This is a genomic window from Amycolatopsis sp. SID8362 (assembly GCF_010550475.1).
Classification (GTDB): Bacteria; Actinomycetota; Actinomycetes; order Mycobacteriales; family Pseudonocardiaceae; genus Amycolatopsis; species Amycolatopsis eburnea.
In genome coordinates, this window is record NZ_JAAGNB010000701.1 from 1 (window position 1) to 3738 (window position 3738).

Genomic DNA, 3738 nt, shown 5'->3' on the forward strand with positions numbered 1-3738 from the left:
GGCCGCGGCCAGGACGTCCTGCTTGCGGATCCGGCCGCCGACCCCGCTGCCGGTCAGCGACGCGAGGTCGATGCCGTGCTCGGTCGCCAGCTTGCGGACCAGCGGCGTGACGTACGGGCCGTCCGCCGAGCCGTCCTTCGCCGCGGCGGCCGGGGCCGACTGCGTGGCGGCGGCCGCCGGGGCAGCCTGCGGAGCCGACTGGGGCTTCGGTTCCGGCTTGGGCTCGGGCTTGGTCTCCTGGACCGGCTCCGGCTTGGGTTCCGGCTTCGGCTCGGGCTTGGGCTCCGGCTTGGCCTCGGCCTTCGGCGCCGCGTTCGCGTCACCGATCACGGCCAGGACACCGCCGACCTCGACGGTCTCGTCCTCGCCCGCGCGGATCTCCAGCACCGTGCCGGCCACCGGCGACGGGACCTCGGTGTCGACCTTGTCGGTGGAGATCTCGAGCAGCGGCTCGTCGACCTCGACCGAGTCGCCGACCGCCTTCAGCCAGCGCGTGACGGTGCCCTCGGTGACACTCTCGCCCAGCTCGGGCAGCTTCACCTCGGTGCCTTCGCCGCCGGCGGCCGGCGCGGTGTCCGGCTTGCTCGGGGCGCTGTCCTGGGCCTGCGGCTCAGGCTCCGGCTCCGGTTCGGGCTCGGACTTCTGCTCCTCCTGCGCGGGGGCGGAGGACTCGGGGACACCGCCGGACCCGTCGTCGATCACGGCGAGTTCCCCGCCGACCTCGACGGTCTCGTCCTCCTGGGCGCTGATCTTCACGACCGTGCCCGCCACCGGGGACGGAACCTCGGTGTCGACCTTGTCGGTCGAGATCTCGAGCAACGGCTCGTCGACCTCGACGGTGTCGCCCTCCTGCTTGAGCCACCGGGTTACGGTGCCTTCGGTGACGCTCTCCCCGAGCTCCGGCAATGTGACGGAGTAGGCCATCGTTCGCTGACTCCTCTTCCAAGTTCTGCGTGGTCTGGATTCTGCTGGTGGGACGTCAGCTGTGCACGTGCAGCGGCTTCCCCGCGAGGGCGAGGAACGCTTCACCGAGGGCCTCGGTCTGGGTCGGGTGGGCGTGGATGAGGGGTGCGACGTCCTCCGGGAAGGCCTCCCAGCTGTAGATCAGCTGCGCTTCGCCGATCAGCTCGCCGACGCGGTCGCCCACCATGTGCACGCCGACGACCGGGCCGTCCGGCGCCTTGACGAGCTTGACGCCGCCCGAGGTCTTGAGGATCTGGCTCTTGCCGTTGCCGCCGAGGTCGTAGGTGAACGTCGTGACGTCGGCGCCGTACTTGTCCTTGGCCTGCGACTCGGTCAGCCCGACCGACGCGACCTCGGGGTGCGAGTAGGTGACCCGCGGGATGCCGCTCTCGTCGATCACGCGCGGGTTCTGCCCGGCGATCTCCTCGGCGACGAAGATGCCCTGCTGGAAGCCGCGGTGCGCGAGCTGCAGGCCCGGGACGATGTCGCCGACGGCGTAGACGTTCGGCAGGTTGGTGCGCAGCCGCTCGTCCGTGATGACGAAGCCGCGCTCGATCTTGACGCCGGCCTCCTCGTAGCCGTGGCCGGCCGAGTTCGGCCCGCGGCCGACGGCGACCAGCAGCAGGTCGGCCTCGAGGGTCTCGCCGGACTCCAGCGAAACGCTCACGCCGTTGTCGTCCTGCTTCGCGCCGGTGAACTTCACGCCGGTCTTGAAGGCGATCTTGCGGCGGCGGAAGGCGCGCTCGAGCTGCTTGGACGCGAACTCGTCCTCGTTCGGGACCAGCCGCGGCAGCGCCTCGACGATGGTGACGTCCACGCCGAAGGAGGCCCAGACGCTGGCGAACTCGACGCCGATGACGCCGCCGCCCAGGACCACGACCTTCTTGGGGACGTAGTCGAGGGCGAGGGCCTGCTCGCTGGCGATGATGCGGCCGCCGAGCTCCAGGCCCGGCAGCGTGCGCGAGTACGAACCGGTGGCGAGGATGACGTTCTTGCCGGTGTAGCGGGTGCCGTCCACCTCGACGGTCGTGCCGCCGACGAACGTGCCGGCGCCCTCGACGAGGTTCACCTTGTGCGCCTTGGCCAGGCCCTGCAGGCCCTTGTACAGGCGGGCGACGATCCCGTCCTTGTACTTGTTGACCCCGGCGATGTCGATGCCTTCGAAGGCGGCCTTGACGCCGACCGCTTCGGCTTCGCGGGTCTCGTCGGCGACCTCGGCGGCGTGCAGCAGGGCCTTGGTCGGGATGCAGCCCCGGTGGAGGCACGTCCCGCCCAGCTTGTCCTTCTCGATCAACGTGACGGAAAGGCCCAGCTCGGCCGCGCGGAACGCCGCGGCGTAGCCGCCCGATCCGCCTCCCAGGATCACGAGGTCGGCGGAGGTGTCGGTCACTTGTATAACTCCTCGGCAAGCAGTGGGGTGGTGCTCTGTCGTCGCCCGCGCGCGGTATAACCGCGCGCGCGACACCCGCCATCTTGTCACTACGCCGGACGGGGCTGCGACCTAGCCGGGTGTGCGACGCCGACCACACGTGGACATCGGGATAATGAGTGGTCCAGGTCTCGGGAGGAGAGGTGGTCGTGGTGGGGCTCTTCGACTCGCTGCGCAGGCGGGCCAAGGGTGGGCAACGGGCCGGCACGCTGCGGAAAGCCAGCTCGGAAGACACCAAGCACCTCGAGGAGTGGGTGGCCTCGAGGCGCGGGGTGGAGGCCTATGTGGAGCCTCGGACCAATGTCACCGAGACCACTGTGGTGTTGATCGCCCACGACGGCGAATGGACCCGGCGCCGCATCGGCAGCCTGGAAGCCGCGCAGCAGTTCGGCCACCGCCGGTCCATCCCGGTGTACGAGGTCGCGCGGGTCGGCTACCCGAAGCGGATGCGCGAGTACACCGAGCGCAAGAAGCGCGGGCAGGTCTAAAGCTCGATCCGGCCGACGACCTCCCCGCGGAAGGTCTGGCCGGTCGGGCGGAAACCCAGCTTGAGGTAGAAGTCCTCCGGGCCGCCTTCGGCGGGGATCCACAGGACGGTGGCGGTGGTGTTGCCCCGTCGCCGCGCTTCTTCCAGGACGGTTTCGACGGCGAAGCGGCCGTAGCCGCGGCCCTGGACGCCGGCGCCGACGTTGAGCCGCCAGACCCCGCAGCGGAAGAAGTCCAGCTCGGCGTGCGGGTCGAAGCCGCCCATCACGAAGGCGACCGGCTCACCGTCGTCGAGGATCAACCGCGGCCAGGCGACCTCCGGCTGCGTGTAGGCCTCGGCGAGCGAGACGGCGACGGGCGCGACGAAGCCCTTCTGGTGCGGCTCGACGGCCAGCTGACAAGCGGCGGCGACGTTGGCCGGGGTGATCTTCTCCGCGGTGAGGGTCACCGGGACCAACCTAGCTGGCTTGGGTGAGCAGGGTGGCGTGCTTGACCAGTGCGGCGCGGAAGGTCGGGTGGACGGTGGTGCCGAGGACGGGGTCGACCTCGACCACGTGGCCGGCCGAGAGCAGCAGCACCGCCGGGTCCGCCAGGATCACGACGCCGTTCTCGGCGCGCAGGTCCGCGGTGCCGAGCAAGCGGGGGAAGACCACGTCCGCGGGGAGGCCGTCGCAGGTGCGCAGGAACTCGCGGTGGTCCGGGGGCAGCACGACGCCCAGCCGCAGCTCCGCCGAACGGATCGCCGCCTCCGAGGCCGGGGGAGGGGCGGGCGAGCCGCCGCGCAGGCGCCGGATCTCCGCGATCAGCTCGGGCCAGCCTCCGAGGTCGGGCGGGTAGCGCTCGTGCAGGGCCGCGACCAG

At 71.1% G+C, this 3738-nt stretch carries 5 protein-coding genes; 1 reads left to right on the forward strand and 4 read right to left on the reverse strand.

All coding sequences use genetic code 11. The annotated features are described in order from the left end of the window. A partial coding sequence (locus G3I65_RS21710; RefSeq protein ID WP_203612454.1) for a biotin/lipoyl-containing protein occupies positions 1-924 on the reverse strand: 924 nt, incomplete at its 3' end. Positions 925-979: 55 nt separating this feature from the next. After that, positions 980-2353 carry a dihydrolipoyl dehydrogenase gene (lpdA, locus tag G3I65_RS21715; RefSeq protein WP_160697742.1) on the reverse strand — a complete coding sequence of 458 codons (1374 nt, stop codon included), beginning with the start codon at positions 2351-2353 and terminating at the stop codon, positions 980-982. Positions 2354-2535: 182 nt separating this feature from the next. On the opposite strand from lpdA, the gene G3I65_RS21720 reads away from it, so the two are divergent. Then, entirely contained in the window at positions 2536-2880 is a 345-nt protein-coding gene (locus tag G3I65_RS21720) for an oxidoreductase (protein WP_163046730.1), read from the forward strand. Here the strand turns inward: G3I65_RS21720 and G3I65_RS21725 are convergent. Both G3I65_RS21725 and G3I65_RS21730 read right to left on the reverse strand, forming a co-directional pair. After that, positions 2877-3326, reverse strand: a complete 450-nt coding sequence (locus G3I65_RS21725; protein WP_160697744.1) for a GNAT family N-acetyltransferase — start codon at positions 3324-3326, stop codon at positions 2877-2879. The genes G3I65_RS21720 and G3I65_RS21725 overlap by 4 nt on opposite strands. Before the next feature lie 10 nt (positions 3327-3336). Then, on the reverse strand, positions 3337-3738 hold a 402-nt coding region (locus tag G3I65_RS21730), incomplete at its 5' end, for an SMI1/KNR4 family protein (RefSeq protein ID WP_160697745.1).